The following is a 16,652-nucleotide window of genomic DNA, read 5'->3' as shown; positions in this document are numbered from 1 at the left end:
GGTTATTTTACTCATTTGCAACATTACTTCGAGTGCTTTTAAATTTTAGATATATTTCAATATGTTAGATATTAAGTACCTATAAATTTATTTATAACAACTGCTATTTATACAATATCAATTTTATTGAGAGCCCAATGTCTCTCTAATACTATCACTCCTATATAGTTAGACTCTGTTGATCATATCGTTCTATCTACTGTCATTGTCTTATCACTTACCCAGTCTATAACTTACCTATCTCTTTAAAGAACGCCTTATAAGCGGCAACCTTTTTATCTAAGGCTAATGGGTAAGCGCGCGAGGTAGAAGGCATTCTATATAAGGTTAAGTCGTTAACCGTATCATTTTGATGAGAGTCTGGGTCTTGCCATTGATAAGGATACGCCATACTTTGATTAGTCTTAGGGTATTTTGATTTGGTTGGTGGCGCCGCAAGCAAACTCATCAGCACTTCTGTTGCTTTGCCGCCAGTAGTAAATAAGGTCTGCACCTTTGGTACTTGCGGCAAGATGTTGTCCAGATCGACTCGTGTGACTACGGTTAAGTTTTTATCAGACGCGTTGCCCGTCTCACGAATCGCTTGCTTAACGGTTGGACAAGAAGCGATGCCACGCTCAAACATAAAGTTTCGAATACGCTCAGGATCAAACCTTTTTTCATCGCCGACTCTAAAATAGTCCGCGTCATCGAAGAATACACGTCCATAAATACGCCACATATCATTATAGAAGTTAGGATAATGAAAACTCATCGCCCATTTATCAGCCGTTGGCGGAAACGTGCCCATCATCATGACGGTAGCATTTGACGGCAGAACGGGTGCGAACGGATGGGTTTCTACCATTGCTTCCCTTGTTTTGGACAATATTAAGTCATCGTCCGCTTGATTGGCGTTGTTTTGAGCGTTAGTTGGTTGGATAGTCATGATATTCTTCATCAGAAAATGGGTTTTTTTGGTATCATAGCAGGCCTAAACACTGCTTTACTTATTATGGGTCTATACAGTCAAACATAGTCGGCTTAAATAGAAAATTGATGCGTCATTTAACTTAAATGACTTAGTGATTAAAGCGCCAATCTTACTATTTCTGTGGCGACCTAGAGTTAAAGTGCAGTAAGTGTTTGTATCTTTTATACTAATGGCAACCGCAGTGACTGCGCAAGCATCAGACCAAAAACCAAGAGAGTTCTTATGAGTGACTTAAATAGCGATTTAAAAATTACGGTAATAGATCATCCACTAGTCCGTCATAAACTCAGCCTCATGCGCGAAAAAGACTGTAGTACTTATAAGTTTCGTACACTAACCAAAGAGCTTGCACGTTTGATGGCGTATGAAGCAAGCCGTGATTTTGAAATTGAAACCTTCCCAATGGAAGGCTGGTGTGGTGAGATCACTGGTGAGCAAATCATGGGCAAGACGGCGACGATTGTGCCGATTTTGCGTGCGGGTATTGGGATGTTGGACGGTGTGCTCGATTTGATTCCTACCGCAAAAATCTCTGTCGTGGGTTTGCAGCGTGATGAAGAAACGTTGCAGCCGGTGCCTTTTTTCGAAAAGTTTGTTAGCCATATGGACAAACGCCCAGCGCTTATTATTGATCCAATGCTCGCGACTGGTGGTTCAATGGTTGCGACCATCGAGATGTTAAAGAAAAATGGCTGTACCAATATAAAAGCATTGGTTTTGGTAGCTGCACCTGAAGGCGTACGTTTGGTCAATGAAGCGCATCCTGATGTGACTATTTATACCGCCGCGCTAGATAGTCATTTGGATGAGCATGGTTATATCATTCCAGGCCTTGGCGATGCAGGTGATAAAATATTTGGCAAACAGTTATCAAACAAGTAACTGTCTATCAATATGGTGGGGTAAAGGCCTATTAACCGCGGTCGAGGGTAAGACAGTAGCTTTTAGGCTCAGATAAATAGTCGTCATAGCATTTATGACCTAAGCGTACATGACATAATCAGACAGCATCAATAATAAGGATAGAAAATGAACGTATTGATTACAGGAGCAAGTGCGGGTTTTGGTAAAGCACTGGCTGAGCGTTTGGTCGCAAAAGGCCATCGCGTGATTGGTTGCGCCCGACGCTTAGACAAACTCAATGCTTTGGCAGAAATTTTAGGCGATAATTTTTTGCCTGTGGTGATGGATGTGAGTGATACTGCCTCTCTTCCGCAAATCATCGCTGATTTACCTGAGGGTTTCAATCAAATCGATGTTTTGGTCAATAATGCAGGGCTAGCACTTGGTACAGAACCTGCGCATAAGGCCAGTCTCGATGATTGGATGCGCATGACCGATACCAATGTGAAAGGATTGATGGCACTTACTCATGCCATCTTGCCAGCGATGGTGGCGCGTGACAGTGGTTATATCATTAATGTAGGTTCGATTGCAGGCAACTGGCCGTACTATGGTGGCAATGTTTACGGGGCGACCAAAGCCTTTGTAAAGCAGTTCAGCTTAAACTTGCGAGCGGATTTGGTTGGCACACAAGTGCGCGTGACCAATCTTGAGCCAGGTGTCATCGCGGGCACAGAGTTTTCGAACGTGCGCTATCATGGCGATGACGAAAAAGCGGCCAAGGTATATGATGGCTTTAAAACCATGACTGGCGACGATATCGGCGATATTTTATTATGGCTTATCGAGTCGCCTGCGCATGTTAATGTCAATCGTTTGGAAGTGATGCCAGTGGCACAAACCTATAATGGCTTAACGGTTGCTAAGCGAGAGTCGTAAACCCTAAACTCGTCTATAACCTATTTTCTGTCTCATCAACGTAATTCATAAGACCGAAGCAATGTAGTCAATGCTGCGTTGCTTCTTTCCAAATCTCCCACCTCTTGCTCATTCACTAGACGCAAATCTTGAAACGCCAAAATCAATACTTCATTGCGCAAGCGCTCGCTGGTGCGTTTGTTATGGCGTATTGGAAATCCCAATACCTGTTTACCGACGATTTTTATCTGATTGACAATCATCTTTGAGTGTTGCGTCTTCTGTGCGTTAATGATCGCGGTAGCAGGATTGACGGTTGTGGTTAAAAGCTTGGTTTGGCGAAAGCTTTTCGGTAAATCGCCTGCAAAAAACAGTGTCTGCTCAAGCGGTAAATACTGCGCGTGACGTGTTAGCTCTTGACGAAATAGTGCGGGCATCTCCTCATTGAAGCTGTCTTCTGTTTGCTGATAGAACGCCGTAAAATTACGATGAAGGTAGCGCCCAAATACGGTGGCATTGATCCAATCTTGATATGTATCATTGGCCAATAACTGTTTTGTAAATAATCCAGCGTCAAGCGTCATGTCTGTTGTTAACAGCGCCATTAAAAAATTTTGCGGATTGAGAAATGTCTGCTGCTGCCAGACCTGCGGATAAAGGCTGCTATCGAGTAGTGGTAACGTCGATTTGTTCATGCATTACTATCCTTATTAATTACAAACATTTTACCTAGCAAATATCATAATAAAGACTGCCACTTTTACTGCTCAAGAGTATTTGTGCTATGGTCGCCTTAACGGTTTTAATATAGCAGTCTTTTATTAGACTGTATTGTTTAAGCTTGTGTGATAAGACCAAAATAACTCTTAACTGACTGCGCTCTTCTATGAAAACACCGCTATTCTCATTCCCATCACGCTATCAATTACAGACGATAAAATTCGCTGCTACTGATGGCACGCTATTGCCCGTTTCTGTCATTGGTCGTGGAAAACCCGTCCTCATGCTGCACGCTTATGGTATGGATGCACGGGAATTTTTGCCATTCATATTACCTCTGATTGGTAAATATCAATTTTATCTGCCACATTTTAGAGGGTTTGGAGAGGCGAAAGATATCACGCTTAGTCAGTTTGATTTTGTGCGTCAATATGCCGACGATATCGATAAAGTCATTGAGCAAGTTTGTCTAATACACCGTATAGAGTCGCTACCCGTCGCAGCAATCTCAATGGGTGCACTGGTTATGTGGGCGTATTTTGAGCGCTTCGGTATATCTCGCGTCAGCCGTTATTTAAACATCGATCAAAGCCCTGTGATTCATAACCAGTCGGATTGGCAAGGTGGATTGTTTGGTGCTCGGCAAGAAGAAGTGTTCGGTATCTTACAAGATATTGTCGATATGACATTACCCTATGCTCAAGTTGAGCGCTTTACGCATCTGCCATTTACGCTCAAACGACGCGTGACGGATGTTGAACGCTTGTTTTCGCTACTATCAGTAAGCCATCCACGCTCAAAGGTACTTGTGCAAATACTGACCTATCAAAACGACCACAAGCTTGCGTTTTATAATCACACTACTTGGCAACACAAAATGCGGTGCTTACAGGCATATTTAGAATTACCCTATGACTTTCGGGGAGCTATAGAGCACGTGACCATTCCAGTAGTCAGTCTTATTGGCGGTCGCTCAGCATTATACGACCCTAAATGGCAACAGAAAATCACGCAGATGCTACCCAACGCACGCGATGTCATATTGCTGAACTCAGGGCATGCAGTTCCATTAGATGTACCCATTCAGTTTTATAGAATACTGAAAGAATTTCTACAAGATTAGCGAGCATTTTACATAACCACTTAATAATTACCACTATAAGTTTACAACCTATTATGGCAATTGATCTTAGCTACTTTTATACTAAAAAACTGAGGCAAGCCACCAGCGAGCATCAATAAAAACACGAATATAATAATTCTAAAAGGATAAGATCATGCCCTACGTTACAGTTGCAACTCAAGACAATAATGAACCTGTCGATTTATATTACGAAGTCCAAGGTACTGGTAAACCCGTTGTACTCATTCATGGCTGGCCGCTCAGTGGACGTGCTTGGGAGTCACAGCTTCCTGCTTTGGTCGATGCAGGCTATCGAGTCATCACTTATGACAGACGCGGTTTTGGTCAATCATCTAAACCGTGGAATGGCTATGATTACGACACGTTGGCACAAGATTTAAAAGCGCTGATGGATGAGCTAGATTTAAACGATGCCACCGTCGTTGGATTTTCGATGGGTGGCGGTGAAGTGGCGCGCTATATTGGTAGATATGGCTCAGAGCGTATTAGCAAAGCAGTACTAGCGTCTGCTGTTCCGCCGTATTTGTATAAAGCCGATGACAATCCTGATGGCGGTCTTGAAGATGCAGACATTCAAGCGTTTTTGGATGGCGTACGTGAAGATAGAATTGCCTTTTTAAATGATTTTACTAAGAACTTTTTTACGCCAAAAGATGGCTCACTATTGGTCAGCAAACCAATGCGCTTATACAACCGCGATATTGCAGCGTTTGCTTCACCTAAAGCGACTTATGACTGTGTGAAAGCGTTTGCTTATGCTGATTTCCGTGAAGATTTAAAAGCGTTTGACGTACCAACCTTAGTGATACATGGCGATGCTGATCAAATCGTACCACTCGAAGCCAGCGGTCAACGTTCTCACGATATGATCGCAGACAGTCAGCTTCATATTGTTCAAGGTGGCCCACACGGCATCAACGTCACCCATAAAGACGAGTTTAATGACGTGTTGATTGCGTTTTTAAACAGCTAACTGTCTTTATAGTTGATTACCCTTTTAAAATATAAAAAAAGCGACTCCAAAAGTCGCTTTTTTATTTGCTTAATGATTTATACATGACTTAAAACTATCGTAAATTTATTTTAAATCGATGCTCTGCGACTGGTATAAATTTTCCTTGCTTGCTGCTGTCACAGAGGCGACGAAAAATTCATCCCTGTCATGCATAGCCATTAGTATAACGTTTTTATTTTGAACTAATTTTAATCAGCCAGTGCTTTAATCAATTCAAAACGTGGTATTTCTTTGCCATCGACGGTAACCATTTCTGTAAACATACTTAAAGGACGTACCCAAACGCCGTATTCACCGTAAAGACAACGATATACGACCAGTGAATCTTCCGTTTCTGAATGCTTTGCCGTATGGAGCACTTGGTATAGGCTACCTTTGTAGTGGCGGTAGATGCCTTGGGGAATAGAGTTTTGGTTTTGTTGAGACATAAGATTCTTATTTAGTTTGATTACGAATGTTAGTAGCTTTTATTAAGCTTATTTGTCAGCTCAACCTTTACTTGTGGCCATTCAGATTTTAATAAACTATACATGACTGTGCTAGAGATAACGCCATTACGGCGTACTCGATTACCTCGGATGATCCCATCTTTTTTTGCGCCCAAACGTTCAATCGCGTTTTGTGAGCGATAGTTTTCAATATCTGTACGCCAGCCTACCGTCTGATATTCTAGGGTTTCAAATATATAAGTCAGTAGCATAAGCTTGCAGGTTGTATTGACATGCGTTTGCCAATACGATTTGGCGTACCATGTGTAGCCAATCTCTAAGCGTTTTGTGAGCGGTAAAATATCGTGAAAACTGGTTGTACCAATCGCTTTACCTGTTAGCTCATCAATAACGGCAAAAGCTTGTCTATCAGACATTGAATCTGCGGTATTGATATAAGCAATCACATTATCTGGCTCGGGTACAGACGTCTCGTTTATTTTCCATAGTTCACCATCTTGGCAAGCTTGAGCTAAGTCATTTGCATGAGTTAGCGTTAATGGCTTAAGAATGATACCGTTACTTAATAATGTACGAAGTTCTAACATGCATCTCTCCTCAAGCCATCGTCATTTTGAAAACAACTTTGCCTAACTATCTATATAAATCAGCTCACCGTCACTTTGGCATAAGCCTTTTTGCCAGCTTGAATGACAACCGTTTGACCTGAGGTTAAGCTAAAGCCAGCGTTCACTTCTTCGCCGTCTACTTTCACCGCATTGCGTTTTAGCATGTCTTTTGCCGCCGCACTATTCTTAGTCAAACCTGCTTGGTTTAATATTTGCGTGATAAACAAGGCATCTTGACCATCCTCAAGTGTTAATGTCACCTCTGGCAAATCAACTGGCAATTCGCCATCGGCAAGGACATTACCGGCCGATTTGTGCGCATTAGCAGCGGCATCAGCATCATGGAAGCGCTCGATTAATTCTTCAGCCAAAATGCGTTTAATTTCTTGCGGATTACGACCACCTTCCATCTCGCTCATGAGGCCTTCGACTTCTTCCATGGGTTTGAAGCTCAAAAACTCAAAATAGCGACGAATCAAGGTGTCTGGCATTGACAGGATTTTTTGGTACATGGTGCCTGGCGCATCGTAGATGGCGACATAATTACCAAGAGATTTGGACATTTTATTGACACCGTCAAGCCCTTCTAAAATAGGCACGGTGATACACACTTGTGACTCTTGACCGTAGCGACCTTGCAAAGTACGCCCCATCAATAAGTTAAAGGTTTGATCGGTACCGCCAAGCTCGACATCGGCTTTTAGTGCGATAGAGTCATAGCCCTGCACCAACGGATAGAGAAACTCGTGGATAGAGATTGGGGTTTGTGATGCGTAGCGCTTAGAAAAATCATCACGCTCAAGCATACGTGAGACCGTTTGCTGACTGGCAAGCTGAATCATATCAGCCGCTGTCATGTCGTTAAACCATTCTGAGTTAAAGACCACGCGGGTTTTTTCTTTGTCCAAAATTTTAAAGACTTGTTCAGCATACGTTTGCGCGTTCATTTTAATTTGCTCATCGGTCAATGGCGGACGCGTGCTGTTCTTGCCAGACGGATCGCCAATCTTGGCCGTATAATCACCAATTAAAAAATAAATCTCATGACCCAAATCTTGAAAATGCTTGAGCTTATTAATCAAAACCGTATGACCCAAATGCAGATCAGGCGCCGTAGGATCAAAACCTGCTTTGATACGCAATGGACGATTGAGTTTTAGCTTAGCGACTAAATCCTCTTCAGATAGGATTTCTTGCGTCCCGCGCTGAATCAGGGCAAGCTGTTCTTCTAATGTGTAGGTTTGGGTTGTCATGAGGCTCTCTTTATTGTCTTTATCAAATGGGGAAAGTACTTGGGCTATTTACAATCTCGTAGCCGTCAAAAAATGTTAGAATTTGGCAGATATACTAGCGTTTTTTAAGGTAAATTACCATGACCAACCCCGCATCGATTGCTGATACGCATCATAATACTTATGTAAATTTAGGTGTAGATAGTGCTTTAGACAAGCATTTGAATGATATTGACGACTTAAATTATGCCACCTTGACCGAAGCGCTTGAGCAAACTGTGTTTGAAAACTTCGATGATGGCTTATATATCGGTATGATGTCTGGGACGAGCCTAGACGGTATGGATGCCGTTCTTTGTCAATTTAGTGACCATGTCAGTGATGAAAGCGATACTCAGCGGCCCATGCGCTTGTTGGCCACTTATAGTCAAGATTTTCCGCCGCGACTGCGTGAAGTATTGTTGGCGCTCTGCCAGCCCAATGGGGTTAGCCAATTAGTGCCAAACGCGGATGAACCAAACAGCGAGCTTGACTGGTTTGGCTGGGCCAATCGTGAGTATGCGGAATTTGCCAGTGACGTGGTCAACACCTTGTTAAAAAAAGCCAAAACAGATCCAGAAGCCGTTTTGGCCATTGGCTGTCATGGACAAACTGTCCGCCACCGTCCACAGATGGGCTTTAGCTTGCAATTGGTCGATCCCAATATTATCGCTGAGCGTACGGGTATCAGCGTTGTCAGTGATTTTCGACGCCGCGATATGGCGGTCGGCGGCCAAGGTGCGCCATTGGTGCCCGCCTTTCATCAAGCGCTATTTGCCGCAACTGATAATACGCGCGTGTTGTTGAATTTGGGCGGGATTGCCAACATTACAGTCTTGCCAGCCTCGTCTGCTCATACGCCAAACCAAGAGCCGTCGCAGAGCGTTGTCGGCTATGATACTGGCCCTGCCAATCTGTTGTTGGATGCATGGACAACATTGCACACGGATAAAGGGTACGATGCTGGCGGTGCGTGGGCGCAGTCGGGCCAAATCGTTGAGCCGCTACTCAATCAGTTTTTAGAGCATCCGTTTTTTACTCGACCTTATCCCAAAAGCACTGGCCGTGAAGACTTTAATTTAGAATGGCTACAAGATGAGCTACAAAAATTCGATCAAGCCTCTGTCCATGTCCGCTACTCATCTGCTGATGTACAAGCTACTTTAACTGAGCTAACTGCAGTCAGTGCCAGCGCACAGATCAAACAATTCTTAAATAAAGAAGGACAAGATTGTGGAGCCATTTATGTGTGCGGCGGCGGAGCACTTAATAATTATTTGATTAAGCGTCTGCAAGCGAATTTGCCGCATTGCACGGTCGAGACCACAGCAAGGCTAGGACTCAACCCAACGTGGGTAGAAGCGGTCGCTTTTGCTTGGTTAGCAAGGCAAACGCTAATGGGAGAGACAGGTAATTTGCCAGCGGTAACGGGTGCCAATAAAGGCGTAGTACTGGGTCAGGTCTGTTTTGCCTGATCAGTTCATTTAAGTTTACATGCGTAAACTAATGTGTTTTATAATGGTTGCCAAAATATGGAGATAACGCTATAAATAATATAACGTTGTCGCCTTATATAGTATAAGAAAAATACAATCCTCTTAGGACCATAAGTATAGGATATATCGCATGAGCCAACACAGCAACTCACCTACCGCGCAAGCTGCAGACACTACTGCTGCTCCGGAGCATAAAACGCGCCAAAAGCCACCACACTACGAACGCTCTGATGATATGCGAGTCGTGGTCACGGGGATGGGTGCTATTACACCGCTTGGTCTAGACGTCGATAGCTCGTGGACAAGCCTACTTAACGGCGACAGCGGTATCTCACAGATTACCCATTTTGATGCAGCGGACTATCGTGCTCAAATTGCAGGCGTCGTCAAAGACTTTGATGCCAAGCAATATATGAGTCCTAAGGACGCACGCCGCTATGATGATTTTATTCATTATGGTATCGCTGCCTCGGCCATGGCGTTAAAAAATGCAGGTTTTATCGATGAAGTGAGCGCGGCTAACAGTCCTGTAAAAGGGGTAGATCAAGAGCGTTTTGGTATTATATTAGGCTCAGGTATTGGCGGTATTCAAACCATTGAGAGCAGTCGCGACATGCTGCGTGAAAAAGGTGCCACCAAAGTCTCACCTTTTATCATCCCAGGCTCTATTGTGAATATGGCTGCGGGCCTAGTAGCAATTAAGCACACGTTGCAAGGTCCCAATCTTGCAACATCGACCGCATGTACCACCGCCACACATGCGATGGGTCTAGCAGCCCGTTTGATTGCCTATGGTGATGCGGATGTCATGCTGGCTGGTGGTAGCGAAAAAGGCTCAAGTCCCCTTGGTATGGCAGGCTTTGGTGCCATGCATGCGCTTTCAACTCGTAATGATGAGCCAACCAAAGCATCACGTCCATTTGATAAAGACCGTGATGGTTTTGTGCTGGGTGATGGTGCAGGGATGGTGGTATTAGAAAGCCTTGCCCACGCTAAAGCGCGCGGTGCGACAATATTGGCAGAACTCGTCGGGTTTGGCATGAGTGATGATGCCAGCCATATTACTGCCCCGCCAGAAGATGGTAATGGAGCAGCACGAGCCATGCGCAATGCGTTGAACGATGCTGGTATTGATCCTTCTGCTGTTGGTTATGTCAATGCTCATGGCACAAGTACCCCTGCTGGTGATGTCGCTGAATCAATTGCTATTGAAACGGTATTTGCGCCAGTGAAAGACAGTATCCTTGTGAGTTCAACCAAATCAATGACAGGTCACTTATTGGGTGCTGCTGGTGGTATTGAAGCCATCTTTACGGTACTTGCCTTACAACATCAGCATGTGCCACCAACCATTAACTTGGACAATGTCGAGGACAACTGCAATCTCGATTATGTCGCTAACCAATCGCGTAAAGTAGACAATCTACAGTACGCTGTGTCCAATAGCTTTGGCTTTGGCGGTACCAATGGCTCATTGATATTTGCGCGTTGGCCTGAAACCCTTTAAAGCATAAACTCTGACGACGCGAGTCGTTGTAACCTTACGGTTGTAACGTTGTTGTCAGATTGGCTACGTTTGTCCACTTGCAGCCCCTTATCGTACTTGCGTATGATAAGGGGTAATTTTTGGAACATTTATGGACGATACCATGTCAAGCTACTCATTTTCCCCTCAGTTTTATCAGCGCTGGACGTGTGCGCCTGAACCAATACGCGCCGCAATTACCCAAGAGCTAGAAGATATCACAACTTTGCTGCAAACAAAGACGCCGTTTGAGAGCTTTGTTTTTCATACTCATGACCTAGACGCTCATGTCGATGAACTATATGAAAACCATGAGGCCGAGCAAGCGATTGCTAAAGCCATTATTGAAAAGCAAGAGAAAGAGCAGGCAGCTGAACAACAGCGACTAGAAGACGAAAAAATCCAAGCGATAGAAGAAGCCAAGCGCCGTGAGACAGCAGAAGCCGCAAAAAAAGAACAAGAAAAAAATGCCGCGTCAGTCGCAAGTAAAGATAATATTGATGAGTCGACGATTGCAACAAACGAATCGGACAAAGTAAGTACTGATAGCGAAATGGTTGATAGTAAAGTTATTAATAGTACGGACAACCCCTCTATTGATAACAATACTAATAAAACCGTAAGCAAATCTACTAATGCGGTGAGCGATACCAGTATTAAAAGTGATAACGCTATTGAGAGCGACAGCAGTGTGAAAGCCATTCAAGGCAAAGCCAGTGCAGCCATCAGTTTGGCATTAAAAGATGCTAAGTTAGGCGAAACGCATCAAGCCTTAATTCATGAGCTAGAAATGCAAATTGATGATTATCTTAGTGAGCAGATGATGCTGATGTCTGAGAACCTGAAGTCTTGGCTACGTGCTGAGGTTACTCAACATCTGGGCGAACAAAATCCTTCTGAGACTAATGAAGAGGTAGCTAAGAAAAACGTTCATTGATAGTTGGTACTTGATTGGTACGGTATCTCCTGCTAAAAACAGTGGAATCTTTAGACACCAAAAAGTATATACGAAAAAGCCCCATCACTCTTTGATGGGGCTTTTTTTATTGTTGCAAAAATGACTTTCACAAAACAAATCGTTCTATTTTAGATAACTTGTTTTGTGACGATTTTATTTTAAATGGCTTGTGTACGCTCAGTTAGCCACTCAAGCGCTGCCCCATCAACGCGATCTTTTAGTTCTGCAAACACTTGGCTATGATACTCATTGAGCCATTTGGTTTCTATCTGATCCAGCAATGTTGGCTCAATCAAACGTGTGTCAATTGGGCAATAAGTGATGGTTTCAAAGTTTAAGAAATTACCAAACTCTGTCTCAGTAGGATTAGGTACTGGCGTATTAACGACCAAGTTTTCGATACGAATGCCCCACTTACCTTCACGATATAGACCTGGCTCATTACTTGAAATCATACCGACTTTCATCGCCCGCTCTTTTGGCGTGCTAGCACTATAAGCAATGACTTGCGGGCCTTCATGCACGTTTAAGAAATAACCGACTCCGTGACCTGTGCCATGACCATAATCCATTTGTGCCTGCCACAATGGCGCACGGCAAATCGCATCAATCAATGGAGAGGCGATACCATCGGGAAAATGTGCGCGAGCCAAGGCAATATGTGCTTTTAATACAAGAGTAAAATCGCGCTTATGCTCAGCGTTTACTTGTCCGATACCGACCACACGCGTGATATCAGTGGTGCCGTTTTGATATTGTGCACCTGAGTCAATCAGTAATAGCCCGCCCTCGCCTGCATTTACATCGAGGTAACTGAATTTTTCTGGTGTCGCGCGGTAATGCGGTAATGCACCATTTTCATTAAATCCTGCAATGGTTGGGAAGCTTGGTGAGACATAGTGTGGCTGCTGACTACGCACGTCGATCAGCATACTGTCTACATCCAGCTCACTCAGACGCTCACCTGCCGCAAGGCGTTGCTCAAACGTGGCAAAAAACTCACAGAGTGCTGCCCCATCTTGACGCATAGCTTCACGCACATGGTTGATATCGGCGTCAGACTTAACAGATTTCAGCAGCGTGCTTGGTGCCATTTGCTCAATAAAGCCTACATCATCTGCCATTTTTGATAGCGTCCCTACCGCCACTTTACTTGGATCTAATAGCAATAAATCTTCTGGTGTCAATGCGCTCAATGCGTCTTGTACTGCGTCATAAGCTGCCAGCTTTATGCCGCTGCCTTCCAAGCTATTGGCAATATCAGCACTGACTTTATTATTATCAACAAACAAGGTCGCACTGTCTTCGCTAATGAGCATATGCGCCAAAAACACAGGGTTATAATCAACATCAGCGCCACGTAGATTGGTCAGCCAAGCGATATCATCCAAGCTCGACAGCAAATGATGCGTCGCTCCTGCCTCTGCCATACCTGCACGTACGGCTGCCAGTTTTGAGGTGGCCGACTGCGCGACAAACGTCTCATCATGCGGATATAGATCGGCGGAAGGCAATGCTGGGCGATCTGTCCATACTTCTGCCAACACATCGCGATCAGTGATTAAAGTAATATCATGAGCATCAAACGCATCTAATAGGCGATCCTGCTCAGCGATAGACAACACATTACCGTCAACGGCGACGCTATCCCCTTCTTGCAAATGCTCAGCCAACCAATCAATGTGGTTCGGCTGATTTGGGGCAAGTTTCTCTAAACTGATACCTGTCCCTTGCAATTGATCGGCAGCATGTACCCAATAGCGGCTATCAGTCCAAAGGCCTGCGAAGTCTGCTGTAACGACTAGTGTACCGACTGAGCCGGTAAATCCTGATAGCCAGAGTCTTGCCTGCCAATACTCTGGCAAATACTCAGATAAATGTGGATCTGCAGACGGCACGATGATGGCCGTCAGATCTTGTTCCGCCAGTGTCTGACGCAGAGTATCGATACGATCATGGATGGTTTGTTTATTCATGATAGGCTTCCTTATTTATTTTAGAAAAATTGATTTAGAAATTCGGATGCGAGCAGTGACTATGGATAGTCATCTTCTTTGGTTCAGCTTAATGTTATTACCGCACAGCTGTATTAGATGTTTGGGCAGAATGCGGGCTTTCAATGGCCTGAGAAAAATATCTCACTTATTAAAACAATAAAACGTGCTACCAGTTATGGTAACACGTCTTATCATTTGTCATTGACTTATGCCGTAAGCATACTCAATAACTGGCTGGAGGTTCTATGTATTAACCAGCTTGATCCTCAAGCTCACTCTTTTTCAGCATGTTATTGATAGGTTTTGCCAACACTAATAATAAAACCGCTGTCACTACCAAAAATACTGTCATGGTAGTAAATAGAGTCGGTAAACCCTCGATTTTATCGGCTGAAACATACCCACCAAAGAAAGCAGCAACCAAGTTACCCATAGCAATAGAAGCAAAGAAAAGTCCCATCATCTGACCTTGCATGCCTTTTGGCGCAAGTTTGGTCATTGAAGACAGTCCAACAGGGCTTAGTGCTAATTCACCTAGCGTTAGCAATAACAGACTACCCACCAACCACAATGGTGACGCTAAACCACCATCATTGGTCAAAATGCTTTTTGATGCAAAAATCATCAATGCAAAACCTGCCGCGGCAAGTAACATACCAAGTGCAAACTTAGCCATACTGCTTGGCTCAAGTCCTCGGTTTGCAAGTTTGACCCAGATGATACTAACAATAGGTGCCAATATTAAAATAAACAAAGGGTTTAAAGACTGGAACCAAATACTTGGTACTTCAAAGCCTAAGACATTCAGATCAGTATAGCGATCGGCAAACAAGTTAAACGACGTTGGCTGCTGCTCAAAACTTGACCAAAACAGCGTTGAGCCGATGATTAAGATAAAGCAAATCAACAAACGCAGTTTGTCCGTTTTATCCAATCGCGGTGAGATAAACATAATAGCAAAGTACAGTATGACCACAGCTGCAATGATATAAGTCATATACTCCGCCACCATCTGCGGATTGAATGCAATCATACCGCTCGATACCAACAGCACGAGTGCCACTAGTAATGCCACAAATCCTGCGACCCAGCGACCCACGTTTTTGTAACGATCGTTGGCGTGTTCCCACTCAGCCACAATGCCTTTGGCTCGTGCATAGCGTGTTAAGTTCTTTTGTGCGGCAAAACGGTAAACCAATAACGACACAAGCATACCTAGACCGCCGACACCAAAGCCTGCATGCCACATGCCTTTTTCTTTGAACACCCCAACGATAAGGGCGGCCAATAACGCACCAATATTGATACCCATGTAAAACAACGTAAAACCGCCATCGCGGCGAACGTCGCCTTGGGAATATAAAGCGCCAACCATGACCGAGATACAGGTTTTAAATAGCCCTGAACCCAATACAATACATATCAAACCAACGAAAAACAGCGTCATTCCAAACATTGCGGACAATGCAATACACAAGTGACCGAGCGCAATGATGATACTGCCCCACCACAATGCGCGCTCTTGGCCAAGCCAGTTATCTGCCAGCCAACCACCCGGTACTGCTGCCAAATATAAAGACCCTGCAAAAATCCCATAAATGGCAGAAGCAGTTACTTCATCAAATCCAAAACCACCACTACCAACCGTCGCTACCATGAATAGTACTAATAACGGACGAATACTATAATAGGAAAAGCGCTCCCACATCTCAGTAAAGAATAGCGAACGTAATGGTTTGGGATGTCCCATAAAACCATTATCCAACGCTTCCAGCTCAGCAGTCCTCGCCTCTGATTTTGATTCTATGCTCATAACTTTATTCCTTTAAAGACCACTGTATTAATGACCAAATCTCTAACGATACCGATAGGCGGTCATATAAGCGCGTCATTGTTTCACTTGGTTATAATCAAGTAAAGAAAAAGTTGGTCAATAATTACACAAATACAAACAAAAAAACCCGCACTCGTAAACTGAGAACGGGTTTTTCTATTAGACATTGATGATTCTAGTCTCACACTTATGATACCTGAACGCTTTAATTCGAACAGAAGCGAACGAGTTAAATACCCCGTACTTCCGCTCAAAAACCAAACGTTTGATTAAGCATAAAGTAAAACTGTTACTCAGCAAACTTACTGAGCAGCTGCTTCATCAGTAGTGTTGCCTGCATCTAAATCCGCATCTGCTTGCTCAGCGGTTAAATCTGCATCACCCACTGCTGCTTGGTTGACGGTTCCAGAGGCTGTTGCCGTACCAGATTCTGCTGCAACCACCGCACCATCAGTACCAGCGCCTGCGGCTGGAGTCACGGTAGCATCGGCCGCAACAGTATCAGTTGCTGCAGCATCCGCTTCTTCTGTAGTCGCAGCTGCCGTATCCGCTGGTGCCGCCTCATCTTCAGCGGCAATCGCCTCTGCTTTATCAGCTGCTGCTGACGCGGCGGTTGTCTCAGCAGTAATATGCTCACCTGCTGGACGCAAAAATCCAGAAATACCGATAAGTAAGACAATACCTAAAAACAAGGCAATGCCAACTAGAGTATATAACAGCTCTTTTTTTGGATTGTTATTAACGATACCTTCTGACATACCTTATCCACCTTGCACAAAATATTTGAAATATTGGCCTATTATATCGCAATTTATACCGATTTGTTAAAACCCTTAAGTATTTAAAGGATTTATTAGCGACAATTCTTTTGTCTATTCTTACAATTGAATGCTTACTACTT

The 16,652-nt window shown here is 43.9% G+C and carries 15 protein-coding genes; 7 read left to right on the top strand and 8 right to left on the bottom strand.

Going from position 1 to position 16,652, the window contains the following annotated elements:
- Positions 1 to 226 precede the first annotated feature (226 nt).
- Entirely contained in the window at positions 227 to 928 is a 702-nt protein-coding gene (locus ACT3TH_RS13610) for a DNA glycosylase (protein ID WP_444756322.1), read from the bottom strand.
- A gap of 267 nt (positions 929 to 1,195) precedes the next feature.
- Here ACT3TH_RS13610 and upp point away from each other — a divergent pair, with 267 nt between their 5' ends.
- Both upp and ACT3TH_RS13600 read left to right on the top strand, forming a co-directional pair.
- Positions 1,196 to 1,855 (top strand): uracil phosphoribosyltransferase, encoded by a 660-nt coding sequence (upp, locus tag ACT3TH_RS13605; RefSeq protein ID WP_444756321.1) that lies wholly within the window; start codon positions 1,196 to 1,198, stop codon positions 1,853 to 1,855.
- A gap of 147 nt (positions 1,856 to 2,002) precedes the next feature.
- Positions 2,003 to 2,755 (top strand): SDR family NAD(P)-dependent oxidoreductase, encoded by a 753-nt coding sequence (locus ACT3TH_RS13600; protein ID WP_444756320.1) that lies wholly within the window; start codon positions 2,003 to 2,005, stop codon positions 2,753 to 2,755.
- A 35-nt stretch (positions 2,756 to 2,790) separates the two neighbouring features.
- Here the strand turns inward: ACT3TH_RS13600 and ACT3TH_RS13595 are convergent, their stop codons facing one another.
- Positions 2,791 to 3,429, bottom strand: coding sequence for a hypothetical protein (locus ACT3TH_RS13595; RefSeq protein WP_444756319.1), 639 nt, complete (start codon positions 3,427 to 3,429; stop codon positions 2,791 to 2,793).
- A 191-nt stretch (positions 3,430 to 3,620) separates the two neighbouring features.
- On the opposite strand from ACT3TH_RS13595, the gene ACT3TH_RS13590 reads away from it, so the two are divergent.
- Positions 3,621 to 4,577 (top strand): alpha/beta fold hydrolase, encoded by a 957-nt coding sequence (locus tag ACT3TH_RS13590; protein ID WP_444756318.1) that lies wholly within the window; start codon positions 3,621 to 3,623, stop codon positions 4,575 to 4,577.
- A 154-nt stretch (positions 4,578 to 4,731) separates the two neighbouring features.
- Positions 4,732 to 5,571 (top strand): alpha/beta fold hydrolase, encoded by an 840-nt coding sequence (locus ACT3TH_RS13585; RefSeq protein ID WP_444756317.1) that lies wholly within the window; start codon positions 4,732 to 4,734, stop codon positions 5,569 to 5,571.
- 230 nt (positions 5,572 to 5,801) lie between these two features.
- Here the strand turns inward: ACT3TH_RS13585 and ACT3TH_RS13580 are convergent, their stop codons facing one another.
- Genes ACT3TH_RS13580 through tyrS form a run of 3 tightly spaced genes read right to left on the bottom strand, consistent with a single transcriptional unit; the run spans position 5,802 to position 7,923 of the window.
- Positions 5,802 to 6,041, bottom strand: coding sequence for a DUF1653 domain-containing protein (locus ACT3TH_RS13580; RefSeq protein WP_444756316.1), 240 nt, complete (start codon positions 6,039 to 6,041; stop codon positions 5,802 to 5,804).
- Positions 6,042 to 6,070: 29 nt separating this feature from the next.
- Positions 6,071 to 6,649, bottom strand: coding sequence for a GNAT family N-acetyltransferase (locus tag ACT3TH_RS13575; protein ID WP_444756315.1), 579 nt, complete (start codon positions 6,647 to 6,649; stop codon positions 6,071 to 6,073).
- Between the two features lie 59 nt (positions 6,650 to 6,708).
- Complete coding sequence (tyrS, locus tag ACT3TH_RS13570) at positions 6,709 to 7,923, bottom strand: tyrosine--tRNA ligase (RefSeq protein WP_444756314.1); 1,215 nt, start codon at positions 7,921 to 7,923, stop codon at positions 6,709 to 6,711.
- Between the two features lie 119 nt (positions 7,924 to 8,042).
- Between tyrS and ACT3TH_RS13565 the strand changes: the two genes are divergently transcribed.
- The 3 genes from ACT3TH_RS13565 to ACT3TH_RS13555 all read left to right on the top strand — a co-directional run bounded on the left by ACT3TH_RS13565 (position 8,043) and on the right by ACT3TH_RS13555 (position 11,899).
- A complete protein-coding gene (locus tag ACT3TH_RS13565) occupies positions 8,043 to 9,416 on the top strand; it encodes an anhydro-N-acetylmuramic acid kinase (protein ID WP_444756313.1) in 1,374 nt (457 codons plus the stop codon).
- 256 nt (positions 9,417 to 9,672) lie between these two features.
- Complete coding sequence (fabF, locus tag ACT3TH_RS13560) at positions 9,673 to 10,944, top strand: beta-ketoacyl-ACP synthase II (protein WP_444756323.1); 1,272 nt, start codon at positions 9,673 to 9,675, stop codon at positions 10,942 to 10,944.
- A 130-nt stretch (positions 10,945 to 11,074) separates the two neighbouring features.
- Positions 11,075 to 11,899 carry a hypothetical protein gene (locus ACT3TH_RS13555; protein ID WP_444756312.1) on the top strand — a complete coding sequence of 275 codons (825 nt, stop codon included), beginning with the start codon at positions 11,075 to 11,077 and terminating at the stop codon, positions 11,897 to 11,899.
- Positions 11,900 to 12,078: 179 nt separating this feature from the next.
- Here the strand turns inward: ACT3TH_RS13555 and ACT3TH_RS13550 are convergent, their stop codons facing one another.
- The 3 genes from ACT3TH_RS13550 to ACT3TH_RS13540 all read right to left on the bottom strand — a co-directional run bounded on the left by ACT3TH_RS13550 (position 12,079) and on the right by ACT3TH_RS13540 (position 16,509).
- Positions 12,079 to 13,896 (bottom strand): aminopeptidase P family protein, encoded by a 1,818-nt coding sequence (locus ACT3TH_RS13550; RefSeq protein WP_444756311.1) that lies wholly within the window; start codon positions 13,894 to 13,896, stop codon positions 12,079 to 12,081.
- Between the two features lie 271 nt (positions 13,897 to 14,167).
- Entirely contained in the window at positions 14,168 to 15,730 is a 1,563-nt protein-coding gene (locus tag ACT3TH_RS13545; RefSeq protein ID WP_444756310.1) for a peptide MFS transporter, read from the bottom strand.
- Positions 15,731 to 16,053: 323 nt separating this feature from the next.
- Positions 16,054 to 16,509 carry a hypothetical protein gene (locus ACT3TH_RS13540; RefSeq protein ID WP_444756309.1) on the bottom strand — a complete coding sequence of 152 codons (456 nt, stop codon included), beginning with the start codon at positions 16,507 to 16,509 and terminating at the stop codon, positions 16,054 to 16,056.
- Positions 16,510 to 16,652 lie beyond the last annotated feature (143 nt).

The sequence above is a fragment of the Psychrobacter sp. AOP22-C1-C5 genome (assembly GCF_052378885.1).
Lineage (GTDB): Bacteria > Pseudomonadota > Gammaproteobacteria > Pseudomonadales > Moraxellaceae > Psychrobacter.
The sequence above is the reverse complement of the archived record's forward strand: the minus strand, read 5'-3'. Positions and strand labels throughout refer to the sequence as shown.